At 65.2% G+C, this 26,476-nt stretch carries 17 protein-coding genes and 1 pseudogene; 9 read left to right on the top strand and 9 right to left on the bottom strand.

The window, feature by feature from the left end; translation table 11 throughout:
- The 3 genes from MJ122_RS06270 to MJ122_RS06280 all read right to left on the bottom strand — a co-directional run bounded on the left by MJ122_RS06270 (position 1) and on the right by MJ122_RS06280 (position 3,063).
- Entirely contained in the window at positions 1-570 is a 570-nt protein-coding gene (locus MJ122_RS06270) for a GNAT family protein (protein WP_239743024.1), read from the bottom strand.
- 253 nt (positions 571-823) lie between these two features.
- Complete coding sequence (locus tag MJ122_RS06275) at positions 824-1,498, bottom strand: polysaccharide lyase family 7 protein (protein ID WP_239743026.1); 675 nt, start codon at positions 1,496-1,498, stop codon at positions 824-826.
- 242 nt (positions 1,499-1,740) lie between these two features.
- Positions 1,741-3,063 carry a CapA family protein gene (locus MJ122_RS06280; RefSeq protein ID WP_239743028.1) on the bottom strand — a complete coding sequence of 441 codons (1,323 nt, stop codon included), beginning with the start codon at positions 3,061-3,063 and terminating at the stop codon, positions 1,741-1,743.
- Between the two features lie 273 nt (positions 3,064-3,336).
- Here MJ122_RS06280 and MJ122_RS06285 point away from each other — a divergent pair, with 273 nt between their 5' ends.
- The 6 genes from MJ122_RS06285 (at position 3,337) to MJ122_RS06310 (ending at position 11,595) form a co-directional block, all read left to right on the top strand.
- A complete protein-coding gene (locus MJ122_RS06285; protein ID WP_239743030.1) occupies positions 3,337-5,190 on the top strand; it encodes a DUF1302 domain-containing protein in 1,854 nt (617 codons plus the stop codon).
- Positions 5,191-5,216: 26 nt separating this feature from the next.
- Entirely contained in the window at positions 5,217-6,575 is a 1,359-nt protein-coding gene (locus tag MJ122_RS06290) for a DUF1329 domain-containing protein (protein WP_239743032.1), read from the top strand.
- Between the two features lie 334 nt (positions 6,576-6,909).
- A complete protein-coding gene (locus MJ122_RS06295) occupies positions 6,910-7,815 on the top strand; it encodes a LysR substrate-binding domain-containing protein (RefSeq protein ID WP_088418276.1) in 906 nt (301 codons plus the stop codon).
- A gap of 132 nt (positions 7,816-7,947) precedes the next feature.
- On the top strand, positions 7,948-9,156 hold the full coding sequence (locus MJ122_RS06300; protein ID WP_239743034.1) for a M20 aminoacylase family protein: 1,209 nt from the start codon (positions 7,948-7,950) through the stop codon (positions 9,154-9,156).
- Positions 9,153-10,427 (top strand): MFS transporter, encoded by a 1,275-nt coding sequence (locus tag MJ122_RS06305; RefSeq protein WP_239743036.1) that lies wholly within the window; start codon positions 9,153-9,155, stop codon positions 10,425-10,427. The genes MJ122_RS06300 and MJ122_RS06305 overlap by 4 nt, the downstream gene beginning before the upstream one ends.
- Positions 10,428-10,485: 58 nt before the next feature.
- Complete coding sequence (locus MJ122_RS06310) at positions 10,486-11,595, top strand: M14 family metallopeptidase (RefSeq protein ID WP_239743037.1); 1,110 nt, start codon at positions 10,486-10,488, stop codon at positions 11,593-11,595.
- 34 nt (positions 11,596-11,629) lie between these two features.
- Here the strand turns inward: MJ122_RS06310 and MJ122_RS06315 are convergent, their stop codons facing one another.
- The 5 genes and pseudogenes from MJ122_RS06315 to MJ122_RS06335 all read right to left on the bottom strand — a co-directional run bounded on the left by MJ122_RS06315 (position 11,630) and on the right by MJ122_RS06335 (position 18,432).
- Complete coding sequence (locus tag MJ122_RS06315; protein ID WP_024762799.1) at positions 11,630-11,809, bottom strand: hypothetical protein; 180 nt, start codon at positions 11,807-11,809, stop codon at positions 11,630-11,632.
- Positions 11,810-11,974: 165 nt separating this feature from the next.
- Complete coding sequence (locus MJ122_RS06320; protein ID WP_017519242.1) at positions 11,975-12,421, bottom strand: hypothetical protein; 447 nt, start codon at positions 12,419-12,421, stop codon at positions 11,975-11,977.
- A gap of 847 nt (positions 12,422-13,268) precedes the next feature.
- The gene (locus tag MJ122_RS06325; protein WP_239743039.1) at positions 13,269-15,062 is read right to left on the bottom strand and encodes an acyl-CoA dehydrogenase; all 1,794 of its coding nucleotides are present in this window, start codon (positions 15,060-15,062) and stop codon (positions 13,269-13,271) included.
- A 128-nt stretch (positions 15,063-15,190) separates the two neighbouring features.
- Positions 15,191-16,550 (bottom strand): annotated as a pseudogene (locus tag MJ122_RS06330) (DUF1329 domain-containing protein).
- 25 nt (positions 16,551-16,575) lie between these two features.
- Entirely contained in the window at positions 16,576-18,432 is a 1,857-nt protein-coding gene (locus tag MJ122_RS06335) for a DUF1302 domain-containing protein (protein WP_239743041.1), read from the bottom strand.
- A 260-nt stretch (positions 18,433-18,692) separates the two neighbouring features.
- Here MJ122_RS06335 and MJ122_RS06340 point away from each other — a divergent pair, with 260 nt between their 5' ends.
- On the top strand, positions 18,693-21,110 hold the full coding sequence (locus MJ122_RS06340) for a LuxR C-terminal-related transcriptional regulator (protein ID WP_239743043.1): 2,418 nt from the start codon (positions 18,693-18,695) through the stop codon (positions 21,108-21,110).
- Here the strand turns inward: MJ122_RS06340 and MJ122_RS06345 are convergent.
- Positions 21,107-23,818, bottom strand: coding sequence for a LuxR C-terminal-related transcriptional regulator (locus MJ122_RS06345; protein WP_239743046.1), 2,712 nt, complete (start codon positions 23,816-23,818; stop codon positions 21,107-21,109). The two genes, MJ122_RS06340 and MJ122_RS06345, sit on opposite strands and share 4 nt — an antisense overlap.
- 203 nt (positions 23,819-24,021) lie before the next feature.
- Here MJ122_RS06345 and MJ122_RS06350 point away from each other — a divergent pair, with 203 nt between their 5' ends.
- Positions 24,022-25,149, top strand: a complete 1,128-nt coding sequence (locus MJ122_RS06350) for a CaiB/BaiF CoA-transferase family protein (RefSeq protein WP_239743048.1) — start codon at positions 24,022-24,024, stop codon at positions 25,147-25,149.
- Between the two features lie 129 nt (positions 25,150-25,278).
- Positions 25,279-26,466, top strand: coding sequence for a lipid-transfer protein (locus tag MJ122_RS06355; protein WP_239743050.1), 1,188 nt, complete (start codon positions 25,279-25,281; stop codon positions 26,464-26,466).
- Positions 26,467-26,476 lie beyond the last annotated feature (10 nt).

Consider the following 26,476-nt stretch of genomic DNA (forward strand, 5'->3'; position numbering starts at 1 on the left):
TCAGACCGGGGTGCGGCCGAGCCTTTGCAGCAGCCGCGCCTTCACCTCGGGCCACTCGCTGTCGATGATGCTGAAGCGCACCGAATTGCGCTTGCGGCCATCGGGCATGATGCGTTCATGCCGGACTATGCCTTCCTGCACTGCGCCCAGGCGCAGGATGGCGGCGCGGGATTTCTCGTTCAGCTCGTCGGTGGTGAACTGCACGCGCACGCAGCCCATTTCCTCGAAGGCGTGGGTGAGCAGCAGGAGCTTGGCCTCGGTGTTGATCGGCGTGCGCTGCGCCGACAGGGCAAGCCAGGTGCGGTCGACCTTCCAGAAGCGGGTGCTGCCGACGATCTTGCCTGTGCGCCGGTCGAGGATGGCGAAGGGCAGGACAGTGCCGTCCTCCTGGCCCTTTTCGGCCTTGGCGATGTAGCTGTCTACGGTATCCGGGCCGGGCACCACGGTGACCTTCAGGTTCCACAGCTCGCCGTCGGCGGCGGCATCGAGGAGGGCCTGAGCGTGTTCGGCGCGCAGGGGCAGGAGTTCGACGTGCTGGCCGGTCAGGTGCGGGCAGGTAAGCGCGGGCATGCGGGTGGGCTCTGGGTGGAGTGCCATCGCAGCCTAGCGGATGCCGGCGCATTTCTGTAGGGGTGGGCCACGCCCGCGATCGCGCGCATGGCGCGCTCCTCCAAATGGGCGCTGCGCAACGGTGTGTGCCGGTGAGTATGGATTCCACCGCGTTGGATTTCGCGGACAGAGCCCGCTCCTACGAAAGCTCGTACCTGCGTAGGAGCGGACTTCGTCCGCGATCGGGTCGGACTTGCGCCAGGGTTACCTGTTCTCACGCGTGCCTGATCTGCAGATCCTTGATCACGCACACCGAGGCATCGGTGGCGAGCGTCGTCGCACTGAAGTCGATCTGGTTGTAGACCCCGCCATGGAAGTCGAAGATCCGTGCCGCCCAACTGGCATCCAGGGTCATGGGCGCCACGTTGGAGGTGCGACCGTTGCAGCTGGCCTGGACCGTCAGCGTCAGGTTGGACGTGGCGCGGATCAGGAAGTCGAAATCCGCCCCCAGGGGCACGCTGTCCAGCACCGTGCTATTCACCGGCGTTTCCTGGTTGAAGGTCTGGCGAAAGCCCATGGTCAGCTTGCCTTTCTGCCAGAACACCTTGAGCAATGGGCTGTCATCGTCCTTCACATGCATCTGCGCGATCACCACCTTCTGCGCCGAGTTGACCTGGGTGACGGCCATCAGTTGGTGGTTGACGTGTTCGGTCGCGCTGCTCAGCGCCCAGTAGATCGGCTCCTTCCACTCGCAGCGGGTGCGGTGCACGCTCTTGCTGGCTGCGCCCAGGGTCGGCGCGGTGAGGCGCAGGCTGCCGTCGGGCAATCGCTTCACCAGCTCGGGGTATTGCTCCAGCGCTTGCGGGCCGGGCAGCTCGATGGCGAGGGTGTCGGTGGGCGTCTTGCCAACGGGCAGGGCGATGTTCAGGTTGTCGATGTTCACGGTCATACCAGGCACTCCTACTGCGGTTGGGTGCTGGGTTTGACTCGGTGGTGTTTCAAGCTGGCCGAAATTTCTGCTGAGCGGTCGCCCCGTCAGTGCCGGAGCAGAACCCTTGCCGTAGGACCGAGGCGGCGCCCGGTCCTTGCTCGCGAACCGCCTGGCAGCATGGTGGACGGGAAAAGCTGTTCGCGAGCAGGCTCGCTCCTGGAAGGGGCTTGGGGGCTTGGACACCAGCGCTTGGCGCCTGATCAAAGGCAGACGCGCGCTACCGGGCCATCCACCGACAGCCGAGTTCCGTACGGCTCCGACAGTGCGGCAAAGCGCTGCAGGATGGCTTGTGCCTGTTCGCCTTCGGCCAGGCGCGGGCGGCCTCGGCGGTGTACCGCTTCGCCCAGGCCCAGGCTCACCGGGTGCAGCTCGATGCCGACGAGGCGGCGCCCGTCGAACTGGCAGACCGGCACCAGGCTTTCCCAGAAGCGTGCATCGGAAGGGAAGCTGCGGGTGTCGTTCTGGGTGCGCTGCAGGAACACCTTCGACGGCGTCTGGTTGCGGTCCACGCGGAACTGCTCGTAGCTGTCCGCCGGCAGGCGCTCCACCAGCTCGTTCTGGCCGATGAAGTTGCCCAGGCTGTAGAAGATCGGTTTGCCGTTGTAGATCTCCATGCCGCGCAGCAGATGCGGGCCGTGGCCGACGACGATGTCGACGCCGGCATCGATCATGCGCCGCGCCACCGGCTGGATGAATTCGGCGGCCACTTCCAGGTTCCATTCCCCGGTCGCATCGTGGCCCAGTTCATGGGCATGGATACTCAGCACCACCAGGTCGGACAGCGTCCGCGCTTCCTCGACCCAGCGCAGGATGTCGTCCATGTCCTTCTTGCGCGGCAGGGTGCGCAGGCGTGAGCTCTCGCCCTGGCGGAACAGCAGCGGGGTGAAGGGGCCGAACACCGCCAGCGACGGGTCGGGGATCGGGTGGGCGAAGCCCAGGTCCACTGCGCCCTGGTAGAGGCGGTCCAGGCCGAGGCTGGCGATGATGCCGCGCATGGCCTCCATCTGTGCGCCGTCAAGCTGGTGCACGGTGTCGTAGCGCAGGGGGTTGAGCCCCGGACGGCCGGGCATTTCGCGGGTCTGCTCGCTGGCTTCCTGACCCTTGCCGAAGGTGGAGGTACAGGCCAGCAGCGAGACGGTGCCGGCGGGCTTGGTGCAGTACACCGGGCGGCGGGCTTCTTCCAGGTTGCGGCCGGTGCCGGCGAACAGCAGTTCGCGTTTTTCCAACTGGGCGTGGGCGGCGTGCAGGCCGGCGATGCCGTAGTCCAGGCTGTGATTGTTGGCCGTGGAGAACAGGTCGAAGCCGCCTTCCACCAGCTCATCGAGAATCCAGGATGGCGCGCCGAAGTGCGAGCCGCCGCTTTCCAGCACGGCGTCGCCCTGGAAGTCGTTGGGCAGTACTTCCAGGTTGGTGAAGCTGACGTCGGCGCCGCGCAGCAGGTCGAACAGCGGGCGCAGGGTTTCGTCTTCGCGGCTGTTCAGGCGGCGCTGCAGGATGCTGTCGCCGGTCAACGCAATCTTCATGGTCCACCTCATCGTTGGGGAGTCACTGATGGCGGCGGACTTTAGGGCAATGCGCGGCGGCGGTCGGCTGAATCCTGGGTATTGCAATAGCCGTCGGTTATCACCCACGGGGAGTACCTCGCCGGCGCTTCCATTCTGGCTATGGGCATCACTTTTTTTCAGAAGTCAGCGTTGTGACCGGGCTCTTACCATGCGACCGCCTCCCGGCCCTCGAGCCGCGGAGCAGGGGTGGCACGGCTTGCCGTGACCAGCACGATCCAGGCGGAGAGCAGCATGAGAAAAACAATAACCGGCGCCGCAGGCTTCAGGCCGCACGCGCTGGCGCTGGCTACCAGCATGGCCCTTGGCGGGGCATCTTCGGCTTTGGCCGCAAGCTTCAACGTGGGGGAAATCGAGGGTCGCTTCGACTCGACCCTGTCCATTGGCGCCAGCTGGGCGATGGACAGCCCGGACAAGAAGTTCATCGGTACCCGCAACGGCGGTACGGCGTCCAGCCAGACCTCCGATGACGGCCGCCTGAACTTCAAGAAGGGCGAGACCTTCTCCAAGATCTTCAAGGGCCTGCACGACCTGGAGTTGAAATACGGCGACAGCGGCCTGTTCCTGCGTGGCAAGTACTGGTACGACTTCGAACTGAAGGACGAGCACCGCCCCCTCTACGACATCGACGACAGCGGCCGCGATACCGCCGCCCAGTCCTCGGGTGCCGAGCTGCTCGATGCCTTCCTCTACCACAACTACAACATCCGCGACCTGCCGGGCACCGTGCGCCTGGGGCGCCAGGTGGTGAGCTGGGGCGAGAGCACCTTCATCCAGAACGGCATCAACTCGATCAACCCGGCGGACGTCGCCGCGCTGCGCCGCCCCGGTTCCGAGGTGAAGGAAGCGCTGATCCCGGTGAGCATGCTGTATTTCAACCAGGGGCTCACCGACACCCTGTCCATGGAGGCCTTTTACCAGCTGGAGTGGGAGAAGACCGTGCCGGACAACTGCGGCACCTTCTTCGGCAGCGACGTGGCGGCCAAGGGCTGCGACATCAACATGGCGGTGAACGGCAGCGATTTTGATCGCGACATCGACGGCACTGGCATCAAGGGTGGTTACGGCTACGTGCCGCGCGGCAAGGACCACGACGCCCGCGACGGCGGCCAGTTCGGCGTGGCGCTTCGTTGGATGGTTAACGACACCGAGTTCTCCGCCTATGCGATGAACTACCACAGCCGCACGCCGACCAGTAACTGGGTGGTGGGCAAGGGCGCGCTGGCCGACCCGGTGGGCGGGCTGATCGGGCAGGGTGGCGTGAGCACCGCGCGCTGGTACCTGGACTACCCCGAGGACATCCGCCTCTACGGCCTGGGCTTCAACACCACCTGGGGCAGCACCGCGGTGCAGGGCGAGATCAGCTACCGGCCGAACATGCCCCTGGGCATCAACTCCAGCGACGTTTCCGGCGCCGCTACGCTCGGCTCCGCAGCGACCAGCCCGCTGGTCAACGGCGGCCTGCCGATCTTCTCCAGCGGCTGGGCGGATTCGAGCTACGGCTCGCTCATCCAGGGCTACAAGCGAATGCCCTATACCCAGGCGCAGATGACCTTCACCAACACCTTCGACCAGATCCCGCTGATTGCCGCCGAACGCCTGACCCTGGTCGGCGAGATCGGCTTCGGCCATATCGGCGACCTGGGTTCCACCGATGGCTCGGACCTGCGCTTCGGCCGCAGCAGCGTGTACGGCAACGGCGAGCTGGCCAGCGCTGGCAGCTCGGCGCTGCTGGGGCTGTCGGGCAACGCAATCTGCCAGAAGGTGGTCAACACCGCCAACCCTGGCCAGTGCGACGACAAGGGCTTCTACACCCAGAACTCCTGGGGTTACCGGGTGCGCGCGGGGCTGGAATACAACGACCTGATCGGTGGCGTCTCGCTGCGTCCGAACCTGGCCTTCTCCCATGACGTGGAAGGCTACGGCCCGACCTTCAACGAGGGCGACAAGTCGGTCAGCGTCGGCGTCGATGCCGAGTACCTGAGCCGCTACACCGCCAGTATCAGTTACACCGACTACTTCGGCGGCGATTACAACGTCAACACCGACCGCGACTTCCTCGCCGTCAGCCTGGGCGTCAGCTTCTGATGCCTATCCGTCCCAGAGGTACAAGCATGAACAACAAGCAATGGTTGCAGGCGGGCTGCCTGACGCTGAGCCTGCTCGCCGGGCAGGTCATGGCCGCGGTCGGTGCCGACCAGGCCGCGCGCCTGGGCAATGAACTCACGCCCATCGGCGCGGAAAAGGCAGGCAACGCCGACGGCAGCATCCCGGCCTGGAGCGGCGGGCTGCCGTTGAACGCCGGCAAGGCCGATGCCGGCGGCTTCCTCGCCGACCCCTATGCTGCGGACAAGCCGCTGTTCACCATCACCGCGCAGAACGCCAGCCAGTATCAGGACAAGCTGACGCCGGGGCAACTGGCGATGTTCCAGCGTTTCCCCGAGACGTACCGCATCCCGGTCTACCCGAGCCACCGCAGCGCCAGCTACCCGCGGGCGGTGATCGACGCGGCGAAGAAGAACGCCACCGCCACCTCGCTGGCCGAGGGCGGCAACGGGCTGAACAACTTCAGCATGACCGTGCCGTTCCCGATCCCGCAGAACGGCCTGGAAGTCATCTGGAACCATGTCACCCGCTACCGTGGCAACGCGATGCTGCGCACCACCGCGCAAATGAACCCCCAAGCCAACGGCGCCTACACCATCAGCTACATGAAGGAGCAGTTCGCCTTCCCGTTCGGGCTCAAGGATTACGACCCGGCGAAAATGGACAACATCCTCTACTACTTCCGCCAGGAGATTCTTTCGCCGCCGCGCCGGGCGGGCAGCGTGATGCTGGTGCTGGAGACCATCGACCAGGTCAAGGAACCGCGCATGGCATGGATGTACAACGCCGGCCAGCGCCGCGTGCGCCGCGCCCCGCAGGTGGGCTACGACAGCCCCGGCGCGGAAGGCATGCGTACCTACGACGACTTCGACATGTTCAACGGCGCACCGGATCGCTACGACTGGAAACTGGTGGGCAAGAAGGAGCTGTACATTCCCTACAACAGCTTCGCCCTCGACTCGCCGACGCTGAAGTACGACGACATCGTCAAACCCGGCCACCTGAACCCGGACCACACCCGCTACGAACTGCACCGCGTTTGGCACGTGGTAGCGACCCTGAAGCCGGGCCAGCGCCACATCTACAGCAAGCGTGACCTGTACATCGACGAGGACAGCTGGCAGATCGCCGAGGCTGACGCCTACGACGGCCGCGGCAGCCTCTGGCGGGTTTCCGAAGGCCATGCGCGGCCGTTCTATGACCAGCAGTTCACCTGGCTGACGGCGGAGACGCACTATGACGTGCTGTCCGGCCGCTACACGGTGTCCGGCCTGCGCAACGAGGAGAAGAGCAGCTACGACTTCGCCGTGCAGTCGAGCAGCAACGACTTCACTCCCAACGCGTTGCGCGCCACGGGTATCCGCTGAGGGCGGGCTTTACTGGCGCTCACCGGCGCTCCTTGTGTTCATTCGGCGGCCTTCGGGCCGCTTTTTTTATTCGATCCTGAATGGCGGATAACGCTGGCGCGTTATGCGCCCTGCGAACTGCCAGGAAACCTCGACTGTAGGATGGGTGGAGCGCAGCGATACCGATGCTGTCGTCGCTCGGGATCGATGGGTATCGCTGCACTCCACGCCATCCTACGAAAAGCATGCTGCGCGACCCGCCGGTCTGTCTCCGTTTACCAACCGTTACTCACGCCGGCCCCGATTTTGCTTTATGGTCCGAGCTGTTACCGATCCACGAGCCGACGACCACTCCATGAAGTTGCATCAACTGCGCGCCATCGTCGCGATCTGCGAGAGCGGAAGCATCCAGGAAGCTTCACGCCTGCTGCACATCTCCCAGCCCGCCCTGTCCAAGAGCATCAAGGAGCTGGAGGCCGAGTTGGGCGTGCCGCTGCTGGTGCGCTCCAACCGCGGCATCACCGCGACCGAATACGGCGAGCGCCTGGTGCGCCGTGCCCGCCTGGTGGTGGAAGAAGTGCGTCGCGCGCGGGACGAGATCGAGACACTGAAGGGCGCCATGGACGGTCGGGTGGCCATCGGCGTGTCACCGGTAACGCCCAGCCAGCAATTCGCCGCCAGCCTGCTGCGTTACCGCAAGCGCTACCCCAAGGTGCAGTTGCAGATCAGTGAGCTGCGCCCGGCCAAGTTGCTCGAAGGTCTGCGCGAAGGCCAGCTGGACCTCGTGCTGACCTCGCAGCCGGCCTCGCGCAATGTCGACGGCTTTCACTGGCAGGAGCTCTACGCCCAGCCCACCACACTGGCAGTGCGCAAGGGCCACCCGCTGCGCCACGCGCGCTCGTTGCACGAGTTGCTCGATGAGGAATGGCTGGTGCCCGATTCGCTGGATGTCTCCCTCGCCGGGCAGATGTTCGAGCAGTACCAGGTACGCCACCCCGAGCGCGTCATCGAGTGCGCCTCGGTGGTGCTCTACGCGGAACTGGCAGCCAACACCGATGCGGTGAGCTTCTGGTCGCGGCGAGTGTTCGACCTGCCCATCGTCTCGGGCACCCTCGATGCGCTGGATATCGCCGAGACGGTACCCGGCACCGATATCTCCCTGGTCTGCCGCCCGCCGGAGCTGATGACGCGTGAGGCGCAGACCCTGGTGGATGAGCTGGTCTACGCCTTCAAGGGGCCGCACCTGCGCAAGGCCGACTGATCCGGGGAGCGGTCCCACCTTGCGAGCAGGCGTCGATAACCAGCCTTGATAAGCATGCGCGAAGGTCATTATTCAGCGTATCGCGCGTGGGGCATCCTGCCGGCCACAACAGAACAATGAGCAGGATGCGGCATGAGTCAGCAGCCCCTTTCGCAGCACCCGACAGTCGAAAGACTGTTCGCTTCCCAGGAAGCTTTCGCCCGGATTCGCCGGGACCTTCACCAGCATCCCGAGCTGGGCTTCGAGGAAGCGCGCACCGCCTCCATCGTCGCCGGCTACCTGCGCGAGTGGGGGTATGAAGTCCATGAAGGTGTGGGCGGCACCGGCGTGGTCGGCGTCCTGCGCCAGGGCAACAGCGCGCGCAGCATCGGCATCCGCGCCGACATGGATGCACTGCCCATCGACGAAGCCAGCGGCGTGCCCTACGCCAGCCAGTACGCCGGCCGCATGCACGCCTGCGGGCACGATGGTCACACCGCCATCCTGCTCTGCGCCGCCCGCGACCTGGCTGAGCAGCGCAACTTCGACGGCACGCTCAACCTGATCTTCCAGCCTGCCGAGGAAACCCTGGGCGGCGCCGTGGCGATGATGGACGACGGCTTGTTCGAGCGCTTCCCCTGCGATGCGGTGTACGCGCTGCACAACGCGCCGGGCCTGCCGGTGGGCTGCTTCCTGACTCGCGAAGGCGCGCTGACCGCATCGTCGGACCGCGTATCGATCCGCCTGACCGGTGTCGGCGGCCATGGTGCCATGCCACACCTGACCCGTGACCCGATAGTTGCTGCCGCCGAACTGGTGCTGGCGCTGCAGAGCATCGTCGCGCGCAACGTGCCGTCTACCGAAGTGGGGGTGGTGACCGTGGGCATGCTCAAGGCGGGGGAGGCGGCCAACGTCATTCCCGACCATGCTGACCTGCGTCTGAGCGTGCGTGCTACCAAGCCTGAGGTGCGTGAGTTGCTCAAGCGGCGTATCGGCGAAATCACTCGTGGCGTCGCCGCTGCGCACGGCATGGAGCTGCAGTACGAATACGAGGAACTGGTGCCGGTGCTGGTCAATACGCCGGAAGAAACCCGCCTCGCGCGCCAGGTGCTGGCCGAGCTGGTCGGCCAGCAGCGGCTGCTCTCCGAGATCCCCTCGGGCTTCCTTGGCAGCGAGGATTTCGCCTGGATGCTGGAGCGCCGCCCCGGCTGCTACATCGCCCTGGGCAACGGCAACAGCGGCCCCAGCGGCTGCATGGTCCACAACCCCGGCTACGACTTCAACGACGGCGCCATCCCCTTCGGCGCCGCGCTCTGGGTGCGACTGGTGGAGACTTCGCTGTCGACAGGGGGGCAGGCATGAAACAGCGCACCGTAGTCCTCATTCTGCTGATGCTGGTGATGGTCATCAGCGTACTGGACAAGACCATCTTCGCCTTCGCTGGCGCGCAGATCATTGACGAGCTGAAGCTCTCGCCGACCGAGTTCGGCTTCATCGGCAGCGCGTTCTTCTTCCTCTACTCGATCTCCGGCGTGCTGGTGGGCTTCCTCGCCAACCGCTTCCCGACTCGCTGGATTCTCGCCGGCATGTCAGTGGTGTGGATGGCCTCGCAACTGCTGGTAGCGCTGTCCAGCGGCTTCGCCGCACTGGTCGCCGGGCGCCTGTTGCTGGGAGCCGGCACCGGACCGGGCACGGCGGTGACGCAACACGCCTGCTTCAAGTGGTTCGGCCCGAAGGAGCGGGTGCTGCCCTCGGCGCTGATCCAGGTATCGATCATGCTCGGCGCGGTGCTCGGCGCGCTGAGCCTGCCGCTGGCGATCCAGCACGTCGGCTGGCGCACGGCGTATTTCCTGCTGGCGGTACTCGGACTGGCCTGGCTCGTCGTCTGGCTGATCCTTGGCCGCGAAGGGCAGCAGACCGAGGAGGAGGGGCCGGGTTCGTCGCTGCGCCTGCCATACAGCCGGCTGCTGCTCAACCGCAGCTTCCTCTGGATCACCCTGATGGGCTTTCTCAGCTACCTGACCACCGCGCTGGTGTACAGCTGGGTGCCGGTCTACCTGCAGAAAGGCCAGGGCATGACGCCCATGCAGTCGGGCTACACCGTGATGGTGGTGACGGTCGGTGTGATCCTCGCCAACCTCCTGCTCTCCACGCTGTCGCAACGGGCAATGAAACGTGGCGCCTCGGTGCAGCGCGCCATGGTGCTGCCGCCGATGGCCTGCGCGGCGGTCGCTGGCGTTGCCTTCTGCGCGCTGACCCTGCTGCACGGCGAGCGCCTGGCGATCCTGGTGCTCTACGCCCTGGGTGCGATCCTGGTGAACGTCCTGCCGACCTTCTGCAACACCCTGGTCGCCTACATCGCCCCGAGCGCCCAGCGCGGCTCGATGCTGGCGATCCATATCGGCGGCATGACCAGCGCCGGCATGCTTGCGCCCTGGATCGTCGGCCAACTGGTCGAGTTGCGCGGCGGCGACATCGCCCACGGCTTCGAGACCGCACTCGGCCTGTTCGGCGTGCTCACCGTGGTCTGCGCCATCCTCGGCTGCCGGATCATTGCCCCCGAGCGAACCCGCCAGGCCTTGCAGGGCGAGCACAGCGAAGCCCCGCTGCCCGGCGCTGTCGGCCATGCCTGATATCCCCCGAAGGGCCCGCACAGCGGGCCCCGCAAAAACCTGATCATCCGGAGTGGTGATGACCCCGTCTGCCTGCTTTTCCCAGAGCTACGCCGAAGCGCGTGGCAAGTTTCTCGCTGCCTGCCTGTCCGCCGGCCTGGTCGTCGAATCCCACCGTCATCCGTTGACCGGCCGGGATGGCGAACCGCTCGCCCTGGACGTGGCGCGCAGTGGACCGCGCGATGCGCAGAACCTGCTGATCATCAGCAGCGGCTGCCACGGCGTGGAAGGCTTCTGCGGTTCGGCGGTGCAGGTCGCGCTGCTCAGTGATCCCGATTGGCTGGAGCAATGTGCCCAGGCGGATTGCGCGGTGCTCTACCTGCATGCGGCAAATCCCTACGGTTTTTCCTGGTGGCGGCGCTGGACCCATGAGAACGTCGACCTCAACCGCAACTTCATCGATTTCTCCCAGCCGCGCCAGCGCAACCAGGCCTACGAGGCGCTCGACCCGATCCTTGTTCCGCGCCGCTGGCCTTCCCTTGCCAGCCACTTGCGCCTGCTGCGCTACGCCATGCGCCACGGCCGCAAACAGTTGCAGGCGGCGATCGCCAGCGGTCAGGACAGTCATCCCAAGGGCCTGTTCTATATCGGTGATCAACCGACCTGGAGCAACCGGGCGGTGCGCCAGGTGTTGCGCCAGCATGGCAGGAACTGTTCGCGGATCGGCTGGATCGACCTGCATACCGGCCTTGGCCCCAAGGGCCACGGAGAACGCATCTACGTGGGCGCGAACGATGCACAATCGCTGGCGCGCACCCGCCGCTGGTGGGGCGACGAGGTCACGTCGTCGTACAAGGGCGAGTCGGTGTCGGTCCCGCTCAAGGGGCTGATGGTCCTTGCCGCCGCCAGCGAATGCCCGCAGGCGGAGTTGACCGCCATTACCCTGGAGTACGGCACGCTGTCCGGGCTGCGGGTACTCAAGGCGCTACGCGCGGACCAGTGGCTGGCAAACAACCCAGGGGTATCGAAGCAGAAAGTCCTGCGTATCCGCCGCCAGTTGCGCGATGCCTTTTACGTGGATGAGGACGGCTGGAAACGTCGGGTGCTGGAGCAGGCCGGCGAAGCGGCGCGACAAGCCCTCGCCGGGTTGGGCGAGGCTCAGGCGGCGCCGGCTCGCGCATCCAGGTAGCACATCGTGTGGCGCGGCTGCCCGTTGAGCCGGATCAGCGGCCGGGCAGCATCGGCGTCAGGTGCAGGATGTTCAGCAGGTGCGGAACGCGCAGCGGGTAGCAGGCCTGCAGGCGCACGCGCGCCTCGGAGAGGGTCATCTGGCGGGAAAACGAGCGCAGCACGGTCTTGCCCAGGCAGTGACCGTCCTGAAAATGCACGAGGAATTCATTCATGGCGAAGCGACAACGAGGAAACACGCACGAGGTGGCGCACAGGGCGCGAATAATAGCGACTTCGATGCGTTCATCGTTGCCATAAGTCATCCTTTGCAGGAACTGTCCGACGGAACGCTCGTTCCGCCACCGGCCGTACCGACGACCGGCGGCGTCGGAAAAAGCCTATAGCCCAGAAGCATGCTCGTAAGAGTAGTCCAGGCGCAGCACGTTGTAGTCCAGCCGCATGCCGAAGGCGTGCATGAAGAAGGCTTCCAGCTGCAGCTCCAGCGAGCGCGAAGTCAGCGTCGCCAGACGCGCGCCCTGGCGGCGCGTGCGGCGGTTCACTGCGGTGAATTCTTCGTGGACTATGCCCTGGGAGGACGGGTCGGCAATCAGCCGATAGCAACTGTCCGGCAGGTCATCGCGCTGGGTGGCGCTAAGGCTGAGTTCGGGGTGGCCGTCAGCGTTGGTGATCAGCTCCACGCTGCAGCGCAGGCCTCGGTCGCGGGCGAAGCGCGAGGCCTCTTCGAAGGCCGGCAGGGCCTTCTGCAGGACCTGGATCTCGAAGGCGAGGAGGAATTGCTCGTCGAATTCGACGTCCTGGGTATTCCGGGGTGCCTGGTTCAACATCGCCGGCATCTCCTGTGTCGATGAAACGAGAAAACTTTCGAAAGCGACCGTCGGGATCGCCAAAGCTTCGTCATCGCGACATTGCGGAGACAACGCACACAGTCAACCGGCAATGCCATTTGCCTGAACGAAAGGCCATCACACTGAAGCGCCGTTAGCCTGTCAATGATCATTCCGGCATAACGTGCCTCGGTTTAAATAGCCAGGCAACCGATTTCTGGCAGCAGGCTTGGCAGGACGCGAGCGGCAAGCCTGGGGCGGGGTGTAATGAACTCTTTACGCTGATGGCGTCGGCCTATGGGTTTCAGATGAGTGGAGCCGGGGTAAGCACGGTTCGATCAGACCCTCACAAGGTGAGGTCTGATCGAACCAGCGAACGACCTTATTCGGCCATCACAGTAAATTCGATGCGGCGATTCTTCGCGCGACCTTCCTCGGTGGCGTTGTCCGCCCTTCACGCTTCGCCGGACGAGCGTCCTGCAACAGGACGCTGAGGGAGGGCGGCAGAGACACCGGTGTCCTGTTGTCGGTGGTCAGCAGGCCAACCCGTTTGGGCAGTGCTTCGGCACCGGCCATGTTGAAGGCTCCCACTGGTACGCCCAGGCTTTGGGCGATGCGGTTGCACTCCTCAGGTCCCATGCCGAGGTTGAACTGGTCGGGTTCCAGGACATTGTCGGCCGGCTGTCCGGTACGAGGTGCCGGAAGTCCGGCGATTGTCGAGATCAGATCGACACGAGGCAGTCGGTGAATTCCTAAACGAAGGCCGTTACTGGCTGTTCATGCCGTTGTGGGGTCGCCGGCTCAGCAGGCCGGCGGGAGAGTCGCCGAATCGGGCTGGAACCCGGAATCAGAAGGCTTCGTCGGTCATGGCAAGCGCTGCGTCGCCGCCATCCAGGATGCTCTGTACCAGACCCGGCGCTTCCGTCAGAACATGTCCTGCATAGAACTGGGCAGTGTGCAGCTTGGCGCGATAGAAGCCGAGGTCGACGCCGGCCTGGTCCAGAGAGCGCCGAGCGACATGCGCCGAACGCGCCAATTGCCAACCGCCAGCCACGATGCCGAAGAGCTTCAACAAAGGTGCCGAGCCCAAGGCGACGAGGGTGGGCTGCTGATCGAAGTGGCGAAGGACAAAGCCAACGGCATCTTCCAGGGCATTGATGCCGATGAACAGGCGATGGCGGATCGCCGCAAGCAGAGGATCGTCGTCCGCTAGTGCCAGTTGCGTTTCGCGCATCTGAGCGATCAGTGCCTGGGCGGCAATCCCTTTGTCGCGGGCAATCTTGCGGCCGACCAGGTCCAGCGCCTGGATGCCCGTCGTGCCCTCGTAGATCGGGGTGATCCGCGCATCGCGCAGATGCTGGGCGGCGCCGGTTTCCTCGATGAAGCCCATGCCGCCGTGGACCTGCACGCCCATCGAGGCGATATCCACGGCGTTTTCGGTGCACCAGCCCTTGATCACCGGGATCATCAGGTCGACAAAGGCCTGCCGTTCGCGGCGTATTGATTCGTCGGGATGGCCATGGGCCTGATCGGTTGCCAGCGCCACTTCGCAGGCCAGAGCGCGCATGGCTTCCACCCGCGAGCGCATGGACATGAGCAGACGGCGCACGTCGGGGTGACGGATGATCGCCACCTTTTCCCGAGTCGGCCCGCCCATCTCGGTGCCCTGGATGCGCTGCCGGGCATAGGCTACGGCCCGCTGGTAGGCGCGCTCGGCCAGGCCGATGCCTTCGATGCCGACGGAAAAGCGCGCTGCATTCATCATGATGAACATGTACTCCAGGCCGCGATTCTCCTCGCCCACCAGCCAGCCAGTGGCACCACCCTGGTCGCCGAAGGCCAGCACGGCGGTGGGGCTGCCGTGGATGCCAAGCTTGTGTTCGATGGACACGCAGCGTACGTCGTTGCGCTCGCCCAGCCCGCCCTCGGCGTCGAGCAGTACCTTCGGCACCACGAACAGCGAGATGCCCTTTACCCCTTCCGGCGCGCCCGGTATGCGGGCCAGCACCAGGTGGACGATGTTGTCGGTGAGGTCGTGCTCGCCGTAAGTGATGAAGATCTTCTGTCCGAAGACCCGGTAGGTACCGTCCGGCTGTGGCTCGGCACGCGCGCGCACAGCGGCAAGGTCCGAGCCAGCCTGGGGTTCGGTCAGGTTCATGGTGCCGGTCCACTCGCCACTGACCAGCTTCGGCACCCAGATCCGCTTCAGCTCATCCGAACCGCGAAGCTCAATGGCCTCGATGGCGCCACGGGTCAGCATCGGGCACAGAGCGAAGGCGACGTTGGCGGCGTTCCACAGTTCTTCCACCAGTGCCGATACCAGTCGTGGCGCGCCCTGGCCTCCGAATTCCGGCGGGCAGGAGAGGGCGTTCCAGCCATTGGCGGCGAACTGTTCGTAAGCTTCGCGCCAGCCCTCGGCGGTCTGTACTTCGCCGGCGTGCCAACGAGCCCCCTGGCGGTCCCCGATGACGTTCAGGGGTGCCAAGGTGCCTTGGGCAAAACGTGCCGCCTCGTTGAGGATGGCCTCCACCAGGTCTTCGCTCATCTCGTCATGCCCCGGCAGTTGGGCAACCTGCTGACGCAGCCCCCTGTCGGCAAGGAGGAATTGCATGTCACGCAAGGGGGCGGAGTAGGAAGGCATGGTCGGTGTTCTCCGAAGGCTCGACGCTGTTCTGTCTGTTTGGACGGGTGATCCGCCACGCGAGTTCGACCCGGGTAACGGCAGAAAAGACAAGGCCGGCCCCAGGGCCGGCCTTGGGGCGGGATGCTTCAGCGAATGCCGGAGTTGCGCAGGGCCGCCGGGGTGAAGTCGTTGGTGGTGTACTTCATGTCGTACTGCGTGCCGCGCTTGGCCTCGTTGATGAGGTTCATCACCAGGTAGCGGCCGGCGATCAGGTCATACAGGGCCTGGGCGGAGTAAAGACCGATGCCGTGCTCGTAGTCGTTGGCCTGGTGACCTTCGGCGACTCGCCAGAGCTGGCCGCGGCTGTCGTAATGATCGACTTCGGCCAGCATCCAGGTGTCCTCGTCGAAGTACATGTGCCGCTTGGCATAGACGTGGCGGGCTCCCGGCTTGAGGGTGCCGACGACTTCCCAGACACGGTGCAGTTCGTAGCGCGTGTGCTCCGGATTGATATGGCCGGGGCGCACGATATCGGTGAGCTTGAGTTTGGGCGACATGAGCCGGTAGCTGTTGTAGGGGATATACAGCTCCCGCTTGCCCACGAGTTTCCAGTCATAGCGATCGGGCGAGCCGTTGTAGATGTCGGAATTGTCGGCGGTGCGCATGCCATCCGCGGCGCTGCCCGGTCCGTCGTAGGCCACTTCCGGTGCGCGGCGCACACGGCGCTGGCCGGCGTTGTAGGTCCAGGCCTGGCGCGGGTCCTTGAGCTGGTCGATGGTTTCGTAGGCGAGGTTCACCGTGCCGGTGAGGCGCGACGGCGCAATGATGTCCTGCTTGTAGTAATACAGGATGTTGGCAGTCTTGCCGGGATCGTTGTCGCTCATGAACTGGGGGAAGCCGACCGCTTCCTTGAAGCCGACGGCAGTGAAGTCGCCGTTGACCTGGGGAACGACCTGGGCGCTATAGCGCTCCAGGTTGGTGCCGCGATAGCGGGTTTCATGGTTCCACACGACTTCCACACCGCTCTTGGGGATAGGGAAGGGCGTGTAGTGGGTTTCGAAGTTGGACAGGCCGTTACCGTCGTTGATCAGCTGGACCTGGGTCGCCCCTTTCTTGATGGCGTCATAGATGCCTTGTGGCGCCGACGCGGTTCGATGAGACGGGTAGACAGGGATCTGGTAGCTGTCCGGGTAGCGCTTGAACAGCGCCAGTTGGCCGGGAGTCAGCTTGTCCTTGTACTGCTCGGCATTGCCTGATGACGAACAGCGGCTTTTCACTGGCGAACGGGTCACCCAGGAAGTTGTTCTGCACGGGTGCTGCGCCGGCTTTCAGGCCACCGGTCCAGGCAGGGATGCTGTTATCGGCATTGCCGCCTTTCTCTGCCCCCATGGGCGTAAGCTGAGTGCCCAGCTTGTCTGCCTCCTGCGGGGATATCGCGGCAATGGCCGTGCCGGCGATCAGCGAAAGCGCCAGGGCGCCTCCACGCAAAATGAGGTCGTTCTTCATGATGGTGCGTCTCCGCGGTTACGAATCAGAAGTTCACGCCGAGGCTCAGCGAAACGAAGTCGCGGTCGGTCATGGTGTTGTACTTGCCGTCGAAGTAGTTCGTGTAGCTGAGGGCGGCGGTGTAGGTATTCTGGTAGTCGGCGTTCAGGCCGAGGCTGACGGCCTTGGCGCCTTCCTCGAAGTTGGGACCCGTTCCTTCCACGTCGTGGGACCAGGCAAGGTTCGGCGCGAGGTTGATGCCGGCGAATACGTTCGGGTAGTCGAGCTGCCCGCGGACGCGATAGCCCCAGGAGTCGGCGGTGTAGAAGCCGTGGCTGTTGCACTGTTGCGCGGGGTTGGAAGCGTTGGCCAAGCCGACGTTGGTGCCACGGCAGGTCGCCTCGCCGGTCGCGCCGGGCAGGATGCCGGAGCCGAAGGCCGGGCTGCGGCCGAAGCGCAGGTCGGTGCCGTCGGTATCGCCCAGGCCGTTGATACGGTTGTAGCCGATCTCACCCACCAGTGTCAGGCGGTCTGCTCCCCAGACCTGGTTGAACAACTTCGTTACCGTGGTCTGCAATTGCAGTACCGGTTTACGGTCATAGCCATTGACCACGCCACCGGCCGGTACGTTGCTGGAAAATCCTGTGGTGTAGAGGGGGGAGAGTGAAGCTCTTCCCACCGGAGTCAGAGTGGCGCTGAGCAGGTCGGCGGTATTCAGCTGCAGAGGCATGTTCGGCCGGTAGCTGGCTTCACCGCCCCAGGAAACGCCCGCCAGGTTGGTGGCAAAGCTCAGACCATACAGACGGATGTCCTCGGGGTAATCGATGAAGTACTTGGCGCCGCGAATGGACGCCAATTGGTTGGCCGCTCCAGCGGCGGGGTTGCCCGTGCGTACGGTGCTGAGAAACGGGTTGCGGCTGTGGTACTTCATCGCATAGGCGCCGAACTCGGTTTCATTCAGTTCGGGCACGAACCAGCGCAGGGCCACGCCATACTGGCCGCTGTCGCGGGCGTCGTTGTCCTTGGCGCGGGGAATGTAGGCGTCGTCCAGACCGCCAGCCAATGCGGCGGCACCACCGATGTTTCGCGCATCGCCCGGCGCCAGGTCATAACCCGCGGCGACCAGGCGGTCGTTACAGCCCTTCGCTATGCCATCGTTACCGAAGAACGTGCCGCAGTTGTCGGTGACCGTCTTGTCCCATTTGACCTGGTAGAAGGCTTCTGCGGTGATGTTCTCGGTAAGGCCCTGGGAGAGGTAGAACAGCTGCACCGGCACCAGGCCTTCTTTGACTTCAGAGCCCGGACGGCGCAGGGCGGCGACGTCCAGCGGGTTGATCGAACTGATGCCGTTCTGGATGAAGGTGCTTTCCCCCCAGTTGACCACCTGCTTGCCGAAGCGGACGTTGCCCGGCAGGTCGCCGAGGTTGTAGTTGTGGTAGACGAAGGCGTCCATGAACATCGCGCCCGAGCTCTTGGCGGCCTGGTCGCGGCCGTGATCGTCGATGTCATAGAAGTGCTGGTGGCCGTCCTTGAGTTCGAAGTCGTACCAGTACTTGCCGCGCAGGAACGCGCCGCTGTCCTTGTACTTGAGCTCGAGGTCATGGATGCCCTTGACGACGGTGGAGATGTTGTCGCCGCTCTTGAAGTTCAGACGGCCGTCGTCGGTGGTGCGCGACGAGGATTTGCCGCCATGGACCCCCATGGAGTTGAAGTTCGAAATGAACTGCTTGTCCGGCGAGCTGGTGGCCCAGCTGGTTCCGAAGGTCAGCGAAGAGTCCAGCTTGCCCTCGATTTCCCCGATATTGAAGTCGACTGCGTTGGCCTGCGCACCGCAGGTCATGGCGACGGCGATGGCCAGCAAACGCGGCTGGAACGTGCCGTTCTTTGTTGTTCTTGTAGTCATGCGGTACTCCAGTGAAACGCTCGATGAGTCAGTGGAGTGGCCATGCTATGAAGTCGTACTTCAGCCCTGAATTGCCTGTTCAGGTAATTTCGCGCATTACCCGAGCCCTCGTTGGGAGATGTTTTGGGGCACCGGGCATCGGCGGGGAGAAGAAAGGTAACCCGAGCTGTAACCGTTCGGATCGAATACCTCGAATGGCTGATGGTGAAGTGCTTCACCGAGCGCAAGGATCTACTCACGCCCATCCCGGTATCCAGTCCATGACGTCCTCCCAGCTGTCGCCCATGGTGTCCTGTCCGGCCATTCATCTGCCGCGCGAGCGCCTGAGCAGCCAGATCGTCGCCGCGCCCCGTCTCTGTCTGCTGGCGGCACCCGCGGGCTTCGGCAAGACGGCGCTGCTGCGCGAAAGCCTGGCGCAGATGCCGGCGGAAACGGGGCATGCCTGGATTGCCCTGCATGGGCGTTGTCCGGATGTCGAGGCGTTTTCCGGCTTGCTGGCGGAACGCCTTGGCCTTGTGCCGGGGATGACGCCGGAAGCCTTGAGAATGCGGCTGTGCCAGTCGAACACTCCCCTCTGCCTGATCCTCGACGACTACCCGGCTGGCGCCGGCGAACTGGACGACTGGTTACTGCGACTGCTGCAGGATTGTGGCCCACGCATACGCCTGTGGATCAGTGCCCGGCAACGGCCGCGCTGGCAGCTGGCGCGGCTGGCGCTGGAGGGCGGTGTAGTGGAGCTGGACGCGGCGTGCCTGGCGTTCGTCCGGAATGAGTTCGACCGACTGGTGGCTCTGGCCGCTGCCGGACGGCACGACGACACTTTCGCCGAAGAGTTGTGGGAAGCGACGCAGGGTTGGCCCGCGATGGTTGGTCTTGGCTTGCGCAACCAGGGGGAACGCGGACGATCGCTGGCCCTGCTGCAGCGGGAGTACGCCCGCGAGACCGTGTTGGCGCGCCTGAGCGCGGCACAACGCACCATGCTGCACGGCGCCGCCCACCTGCCCAGGTTGTCGTCGGCGCTATGCACTGAACTCTGGCCCGAGCTGGAGGCCAGTCGGGATTTTGCCGGGCAGCTGCTGCCGCTGGGATTGTTGCAGCCGCTGGATGCCGAGGCACGCTGGTGGCAATTGCAGCCGCTGCTTGCCAAGGCGCTGGAGGACGAGCTGCCGCCGCGTGAGGCGACCCGGCTGCGCCTGCAGGGGTGCCGTCTGCTGCGCGAAGCGGGGTTCGTGGGGGAGGCGGTGGAGCTGGCGCTCAAGGAGGGGCAGGTGGAAACCGCCGCCTGCTACATGGAGCGGGTTCCCCTGGCCTGGTTGTATGCCGGCAGGAACCTGGACAGCTGGTTGCGCTGGCGCGAGCGGCTTTCCTGCGGGCTGCTGGAGAGCACGCCGTTCCTGATCTACCTCAATGCCCAGGCGTTACTGATCAGTTGGCGCCTGGAGGAAGCCGAGGCATGCATCGGCCGGCTGGCCTGGCAACTGCCCCAGCCCAGTGCCGGACGCCAGCGTCGCATGCTGGCCAACTGGCAGGCGCTTCAGGGCTCGCTGCTGGGGCTGCGAGGCGACTCCGAGCGGGCGAGGGAGCATTGCCTTTCAGCGCTGCGAGACCTGGATGCGCGGGACTGGCAATCCTTGCACCTGTGTTATTCGACCCTGGCGCGCATCGCCATGTCCGAAGGGCAGGTCGCCCAGTCCGCAGAGCTGCTCGATCAGGCGGTGCGGCTGGCGCGCCGTCAGGGCTGCCTGGCGAGTGAAGTGCTGATCGACGCCGACCACATCCGATTGCTGATCATGACCGGCGAATGGAGCCTGGCGGCGGATCTGCTGCGCCATGATTTCGAATTGCTGGAAGCCCAGGGCATGGAGCACCCGCTGCTGGCCGGGCGCCTGCACCTGCTCCAGGCGGAACTCGGCCTGTTGCGCGGTGACCTGGAGGATGCGGAAGCGAAGTTCCGTCGTGGCTATCAGTATGCGCGGGGATGCAGTGATCCCTTCCTCCTGCATGCCGGCATAGGCCTGTCCGAGACGGCATCCCGCGGCGACGAAGTCGAACGGGCGACCGCTCATCTGCGCGAGGTACGGCGCCATCTGCAATGCATGCGCGCTGAAGCGCTGTGCTACGAGCCGGTGCTCGCCTTGCAGGAGCTGCGCCTGGGCGTACGTCGGCAGCGTTGGGCGGAGATTCTGGAGCCTGCCCGCCGGCTCGTGGAACGCTTGTCCGAACCGGGAGTCCTGCCGCCCTTGAATACACCGTCCCTTCGCTACCGGGCCCAGCAGGTACTGGCACTGACGCTGGAGGGAACAGGGCGCAGGGAGGCGGCGCTGGCGGCCTCGCGCGCCTGGCGGGAGGCCTGCGAAAGAAGAGGACTGATCGGGCTGACTCGTTCCCGTGGGGATACCCTGGTCTTCTGCTCACAAGAGGGCGGTGAGGAGGGGGCGTGGCTACCGAGCGTCAGCGAAGATCTGTCGGATGTGACGCTGACACGCGTCTTGACCCGTCGGGAAATGGGGGTGCTGCAATTGATGGCCGAGGGACTGACCAACCAGGAGATCAGCGGCCGGTTGTTCATTTCGCTGAACACGGTCAAGGCCCACACCATTCACATCAACCATAAACTCGGCGTCAAGCGCCGCACCCAGGCGGTAAGGCGCGCACGGGAGCTCGGACTGCTGGCCTAGTCGATCAGTTGCCGGGCGCGGGCGATGGCGATGACTTCGGTGCGCCCTTCGGCGCCGAGCTTGCTGCTGATGTTCCGCAAATGGGTTTTCACCGTATGCAGGGACAGGCAGAGCCGGTCGGCGATGGACTGGTTGCGGTTGCCGCCGGCAAGCAGGCGCAGGACATCCAGCTCGCGTGGACTGAGCTGCTGTACCTCGGTGTCGCTGGCGCTGCCCGTGCCGCCGATCCTCTGTACCAGGTGGTGGACGAAGTCGGGGGAAATCTCCAGGCTGCTGCAGGAGGGACCGACCTTCACCAGCCATTCCCGCAATAACTGCCCAAGGCGTTCGCCTTCCTCGACGAATATCTGGATGAATCCCTCACGGCTGGCCCATTGCAGCGCTGGCACCAGTGCGTCGAAGGCCTCGTCCTGGTGGCCGCCGGCTTTTTCCGCCATGGACAGAAGCAACCGCAGCTTCAGCGCTCGGCGCCAATGCTCACACCGCTCGGCCTCAGCGAGTGCATCGCGCAGATCCCCGGACGCCTGAGCGTGCTCGCCACGGGCGATGCGCCAGCGCTGCCGGGCGATGAACAGGGTGTCGACGTCGTTCCCGTACAGCAGCAGGCCAGGGCGCTCCCAGCCGTTGTTGAACTCTGCCGAGCGCAGCGCCTGGGCCGCCTGATCCAGATGGCCTTCCAGGGTGGCGATGCGTGCGCGCTCCAGCCAGACCGCGCAGAGCAAGCGGCAGGGTCCTCCCTGACGTCCCAATTGCTCCAACGTTGCCAGCTGATTCATCCAGCCGGCCCTCTGGCCCTGCAGATAGGCAATGCGCGCGAGCAGTATATGGCTGCAGATCAGGACATCCGGGCCCGCGCTGAGGGTGGAGAAGGCGGGGGCGTTGAGCAGGATGTGTTGGGCCTGGTCGAGCTCGCCCGCTTCATAACGCACCTGTGCGCGCATGGCATCGATCGACATGCGTCCGGCCAGCCATTGCTCCTCGGAGTCACGCATGCGCTGGTGTGCGACGGCCTCCACGCGGGCGCGGGCCGCGGTCAGATTGCCTTGCACCAGCTCGATGACACTCTCGATGCCGTCGGTGACGGATTCCACCACGACCAGGGAGCTCTGCCCGGAGGGACGAGACAGACTGGCCAGCACCTCGCGCGCCTTCTCGGTATGACCGCTTGCAAACAGGCAGTAAGCCAGGCAGGTGCCGAGCAGGCCGCGTTGTTGTATTTCCGTTTCCGGCAGGCGTGCGAACAAGGACGCGCCGAGATCGCAGGTCGCCTCGATCTGGTCGCTGAAGGCCAACAGCACGCACTGGATGACTTTGCTCTCGGAAGTGCTCGGATTTCGCTCTACCACCTGCAGGGCCTGCTGGTAGCGACGTGCCAGAAGCAGGGTCCAGGCATGCACCAGCGCCAGCCGCGGATGTCGGTCGACCAGCGCGACCGGAAGCTGATCGAGGCAACGCAGGAGCGCGCGAAAACGCCCGCTGTTGAGCAGGGCATCCAGGTGCTGATCGAGTTGCTCGACGGCCGCGCTGGCATCGTCGATCTTCAGCAGGTGCTCGATGGCCTCCAGCGGGATGCCATGCTGCAGATGCCATTTGGCGGCGGTACGATGCAGGGTTCTGAGCTCCTGCTCGGGGCGGCGTGCAAGCACGTGGCGGAGAAAGCCGGCGAAGAGCCGATGGTAGCGGAACCATTGGCCGTGGTTGTCCAGCGGAATCAGGAACAATCCCAGGCGCTGGACCTGCTCCAGCCGCTCGGCGGCATCGCTGCCTTCGGTCAAGGCATTGCAGAGCGGGGCGCAGAAACGCTCCAGCACGCTGGTCTTGAGCAGGAAGTCGCGAAGAGGGTCGGGCAGGTGGGCCAGGATGTCCTCGGTGAGGTACTCCGCCGGCTCGTGCTGTGAGCCGCTGAAGGTGGCGACGAAGGCGCCCGGATCGCGACGGTCCTGCAGCGACAGGGCCGCCAGGTGCAGTGCGGCCACCCATCCTTCGCTGCGTGACTGCAGGGTTTCGACCGCACTTTCCGAGAGGGCGGGCCCCAGTCGTTCATGCAGGAAGCGGCGGGTTTCATCCAATTCGAAGCGCAAGGCGTCGGCGGTGAGCTCCAGCAGTTGGCCCTGGGCCCGCAACTGGCCAAGCTTCAGGTTGGGGGTGCTGCGGCTGGCGATGACCAACTGGCCACCGGGAGGAAAAGCTTCCCACAACTCACGGAGCAGCTCCAGGGACCCTGTCGATTGCAGCACCTCGAATTCGTCCAGGAACAGGGTGAACGGCTGGCGTGTGGTTTCCAGGGCCGACAGCAGATGACTCACTCCGGCGCTCGCGGAGGTCGGCGCCGCTGTCGTTGAGCCGGTCTCCCCGATGAGTGCCCCCAGGCTCAATGCCAGCGCCTGGGCGAGCCATTGCGGATCATTGTCGGCACTCTCGAGACAAAGCCAGGCGCATCCTTCGCGGGTCGCGTGCAACTGTGCCATCAGGGTGGACTTGCCGAACCCGGCGGGGGCACGGATCAGTACCAGGCGAGCTTCACGGTGTGCCTCGATCCTGGCGAGCAGGCCCGCTCTTGGCAGGAGCGACTTGCCTGGCCGTGGGGCCTGCGTCCTGCCTTGCAGCAGGTCCGCCGCCATGCCCGATTCGGCGGGGCTTTCGCTGGCCTTGCCGGGATCTTCCGGCGTGCGCGCCAGGCGCTCCAGGAGGGACTGCCGATCAGCCATGACGCATGGGCTCCTTCTCGTCGGTTACGGGATTGTCCTGCCCACATATTGCCATGCCGGTCGATTCCTGCCAGTGCGACCCGCCACTCAACCATTCGAGCGATTGCGCCCGTGTTCACGCCATTTAGTGTCTCTTGTCACAGCGCGCAACCGCCGCTGCTCGTTCGGCATCGCCGAGCGAACCTAGAACAAGAGGAAAAGGCATGGCGGGACCATTGGCGGGAATCAAGGTGGTGGAGATGAATGCGATCGGCCCCGCGCCGTTCGCGGTGATGCTGCTGGCCGACATGGGCGCCGAAGTCATCCGCGTGGACAGGCTGCAGTCGGGGTTTCTGAACGGCGATGGCAGTGTCATCGGCCGGGGACGTCGCAGCATTGGCATCGATCCGCGCAAGCCGGGGGCGGCCGAGGTGCTGCTGGCGCTGATCGATGGCGCCGACGTGCTGATCGAGGGGTTCCGCCCGGGCGTCATGGAGCGCCTGGGGCTGGGGCCCGAGGTCTGCCTGCAGCGCAATCCGAGGCTGGTGTACGGGCGCATGACCGGTTGGGGGCAGAGCGGCAGCCTGGCGCCGGTGGCCGGCCACGATCTGAATTACATCGCCCTGACCGGCGCCCTGCATGCCATGGGACACTCCGACCGGGAACCGACGCCGCCGCTGCATCTGGTGGGGGACATGGGCGGTGGCGCGCTGTTCCTGGTGACAGGAGTGCTGGCGGCGCTGTTCGAAGCGCAGCGCTCGGGAAAGGGGCAGGTGGTGGATGCGGCGATCACCGATGGCGTAGCCCTGATGTCGACGATGTACTACGAGTTCCGGCAGCGCGGCGAGTGGCGGGATCGGGGCGCCAACCTCTTCGATGGCGGGGCGCCTTTCTATGGCTGTTACACCTGCTCCGACGGCGGAATGATCTCGATCGGCTCCATCGAACCGCAGTTCTACCGCCAGTTGCTGGAACTCTGCGAGATCGACGACCCCGCCTTCGAGCGGCAATGGGATCGCGATCAGTGGCCGGCCCTGCGCAGCAAGCTGGAGGCGGTGTTCCGCACGCGTACCCGTGAGCAATGGTGCCACCTGCTGGAGGGCACTGACGTGTGCTTCGCGCCGGTGCTGGATTTCGACGAGGCGCCGAACCATCCGCATCTGCGCTCGCGCGGCACCTTCATTCACGATGCCGACGGCGTCTACCCGGCGCCTGCGCCCCGCTTCAGCCGAACGCCCGCTGCACCGGGATCGCGGGTGCAGAACGGTGCGCAAACCACGGAGATCCTCCATGAACTGGGCCTGGACGAGGCGTCGGTCGCGGCTTTGCGCGCCGCGGGCGCCATTGCTTGATCGATGAGGGGAGGGAGGGGTGACCCCACTCCTCCCGGGCGGGATACAGGTCGGCGCGGTTGCCTGACGATGCTGGAAGGGCGCGCCGGTCCGGACGCGCCGACCAACCAATGATCACTGGAGATCGCGATGTCGCAGAAAACCTATGTTGCCGGTGTGGGCATGATTCCGTTCGCCAAGCCCGGCGCCAGCGGCTCCTACATCGAGATGGGCGCCGAAGCCGTGCGTCTTGCGTTGAAGGATGCCGGTCTGAGCTTTGACCTGGTTCAACAGGCCTACGCCGGTTACGTCTATGGCGACTCCACCTGCGGCCAGTCGGCGCTTTACGAGGTCGGCATGACGGGTATCCCCGTCATCAACGTCAACAACAACTGCGCCAGCGGCTCGACCGCACTCTACCTGGCACGCCAGACCGTCGAAAGCGGCGCTGTGGATTGCGCCCTGGCCTTCGGCTTCGAGCAGATGCAGCCCGGCGCGCTGAAGAATTTCTGGACGGACCGTCCGACCACCATGGGCAAGGGCTTCGAATCGGCGGCGGAAGTCTTCCCCGAAGGCGTGGGCATGCCCGGAGCGCTGATGTTCTTCGGCGGCGCCGGCAAGGAGCACATGCAGAAATACGGCACGCGCATGGAAACCTTCGCGGCGATCCGCGCCAAGGCCAGCCGCCACGCGGCGAACAATCCGCTGTCGGTGTTCCGCAAGGTGGTCACCACCGAGGAAGTCATGGCTGATCAGGTGGTCTGGGAGGGCGTGATGACCCGCCTGATGGCGTGCCCGCCGACCTGTGGCGGCGCCGCGGCGATCATCGTTTCCGAGCGTTTCGCCAGGAAGCACGGCCTGCGTACTGACGTGAGCATCCTGGCGCAGGCCATGGCCACCGATAAGCCTGCTGCATTCGACCCTCCGTCGATGATCAGCATCGTCGGCGTCGGCATGACCCACGACGCCGCCCGGGAAGTCTACGAAAAGGCCGGCGTCGGTCCGGAGGACATCCGCGTCTGCGAACTGCACGACTGCTTCGCCCATAACGAGCTGCTGACCTACGAGGGCCTGGGCTTCTGCAAGGTCGGCGAGGGCGAGAAGTTCGTCATGGATGGCAACAACACCTATGGCGGGCAGGTCGTGGTCAACCCGTCCGGCGGTCTTCTGTCCAAGGGGCATCCGCTGGGTGCCACCGGCCTGGCCCAGTGCTACGAGCTGACCCATCAGCTGCGCGGGACCGCCGACAAGCGCCAGGTGGAGGGCCTGCAGCACGCGCTGCAGCACAACCTGGGCCTGGGCGGCGCCGGCGTCGTGACCCTCTACGGGCGCGGCTGAGGAAGCGGAC

Origin of the sequence: Pseudomonas sp. DP-17, from assembly GCF_022380625.1 — a bacterium.
GTDB classification, from domain to species: Bacteria; Pseudomonadota; Gammaproteobacteria; order Pseudomonadales; family Pseudomonadaceae; genus Pseudomonas; species Pseudomonas nitroreducens_A.

What these genes read in the sequence shown, in the direction of transcription:
- MJ122_RS06270 (WP_239743024.1), bottom strand. Translation starts at nt 570, where the DNA reads ATGCCCGCGCTTACCTGCCCGCACCTGACCGGCCAGCACGTCGAACTC.
- MJ122_RS06275 (WP_239743026.1), bottom strand. Translation starts at nt 1,498, where the DNA reads ATGACCGTGAACATCGACAACCTGAACATCGCCCTGCCCGTTGGCAAG.
- MJ122_RS06280 (WP_239743028.1), bottom strand. Translation starts at nt 3,063, where the DNA reads ATGAAGATTGCGTTGACCGGCGACAGCATCCTGCAGCGCCGCCTGAAC.
- MJ122_RS06285 (WP_239743030.1), top strand. Translation starts at nt 3,337, where the DNA reads ATGAGAAAAACAATAACCGGCGCCGCAGGCTTCAGGCCGCACGCGCTG.
- MJ122_RS06290 (WP_239743032.1), top strand. Translation starts at nt 5,217, where the DNA reads ATGAACAACAAGCAATGGTTGCAGGCGGGCTGCCTGACGCTGAGCCTG.
- MJ122_RS06295 (WP_088418276.1), top strand. Translation starts at nt 6,910, where the DNA reads ATGAAGTTGCATCAACTGCGCGCCATCGTCGCGATCTGCGAGAGCGGA.
- MJ122_RS06300 (WP_239743034.1), top strand. Translation starts at nt 7,948, where the DNA reads ATGAGTCAGCAGCCCCTTTCGCAGCACCCGACAGTCGAAAGACTGTTC.
- MJ122_RS06305 (WP_239743036.1), top strand. Translation starts at nt 9,153, where the DNA reads ATGAAACAGCGCACCGTAGTCCTCATTCTGCTGATGCTGGTGATGGTC.
- MJ122_RS06310 (WP_239743037.1), top strand. Translation starts at nt 10,486, where the DNA reads ATGACCCCGTCTGCCTGCTTTTCCCAGAGCTACGCCGAAGCGCGTGGC.
- MJ122_RS06315 (WP_024762799.1), bottom strand. Translation starts at nt 11,809, where the DNA reads ATGAATGAATTCCTCGTGCATTTTCAGGACGGTCACTGCCTGGGCAAG.
- MJ122_RS06320 (WP_017519242.1), bottom strand. Translation starts at nt 12,421, where the DNA reads ATGTTGAACCAGGCACCCCGGAATACCCAGGACGTCGAATTCGACGAG.
- MJ122_RS06325 (WP_239743039.1), bottom strand. Translation starts at nt 15,062, where the DNA reads ATGCCTTCCTACTCCGCCCCCTTGCGTGACATGCAATTCCTCCTTGCC.
- MJ122_RS06335 (WP_239743041.1), bottom strand. Translation starts at nt 18,432, where the DNA reads ATGACTACAAGAACAACAAAGAACGGCACGTTCCAGCCGCGTTTGCTG.
- MJ122_RS06340 (WP_239743043.1), top strand. Translation starts at nt 18,693, where the DNA reads ATGACGTCCTCCCAGCTGTCGCCCATGGTGTCCTGTCCGGCCATTCAT.
- MJ122_RS06345 (WP_239743046.1), bottom strand. Translation starts at nt 23,818, where the DNA reads ATGGCTGATCGGCAGTCCCTCCTGGAGCGCCTGGCGCGCACGCCGGAA.
- MJ122_RS06350 (WP_239743048.1), top strand. Translation starts at nt 24,022, where the DNA reads ATGGCGGGACCATTGGCGGGAATCAAGGTGGTGGAGATGAATGCGATC.
- MJ122_RS06355 (WP_239743050.1), top strand. Translation starts at nt 25,279, where the DNA reads ATGTCGCAGAAAACCTATGTTGCCGGTGTGGGCATGATTCCGTTCGCC.